Annotated in this window: 1 protein-coding gene; it reads left to right on the forward strand. The window is 34.3% G+C overall.

Going from position 1 to position 677, the window contains the following annotated elements; genetic code table 11:
• Window positions 1–598 (forward strand): Mu transposase C-terminal domain-containing protein (locus KA878_RS13805; protein WP_210142233.1); only part of this gene is annotated, 598 nt, incomplete at its 5' end.
• Window positions 599–677 lie beyond the last annotated feature (79 nt).

Consider the following 677-nt stretch of genomic DNA (forward strand, 5'->3'; position numbering starts at 1 on the left):
ATTGTTTCTACAAGATTTGCCTGGATATATTGGCAATCAGAACAGCCCTTCCCTGCTTACTCTTAAAGAGTTGGATGAAAAATTATCAAATTTCATTATATATAACTATCATCATAGGAGGCACGGAACAACAAAAAAAGAACCGATAAAAGCTTGGAATGATTCTGGTTTCCTACCCAATATGCCAGATAGTTTAGAAAGTCTGGATTTATTATTATTAAATGTCGCAAAACCGAGGAAGGTGCATTCGGATGGCATTCACTTCCAAGGTTTAAGGTATATCGATTTAAACCTCGCTGCATATATTGGTGAAACAGTCATCATCCGTTACGATCCAAGGGATATCGCAGAAATTCGAGTGTTTTATAAAGGTGAATACCTATGTACTGCGATTTCACCTGAAATTTCTGATTACCAAGTCGATTTAAAAGATATTGTGTCAGCAAGAAATAAAGTCCGTCAAAACCTTAAAAAACAAATTGATACTGGAAGAACAGTGGTAGAAGAAATTGCTTTATCAAAGCAAGAAGGCATGGAGAAGCAACCAAGCAAAACTGATTCTAAAAAGTCAAAACTTAAGAGGTATTTCAATGAATAATACACAACAGTTTATTGAAACAAAAGAATATAAAAGGTTCGCAGAGTTTTGTGCTGCATGTATTAATATAAATATATCG

Source organism: Staphylococcus sp. GDY8P57P, assembly GCF_017892585.1.
Taxonomy (GTDB): Bacteria; Bacillota; Bacilli; order Staphylococcales; family Staphylococcaceae; genus Staphylococcus; species Staphylococcus borealis.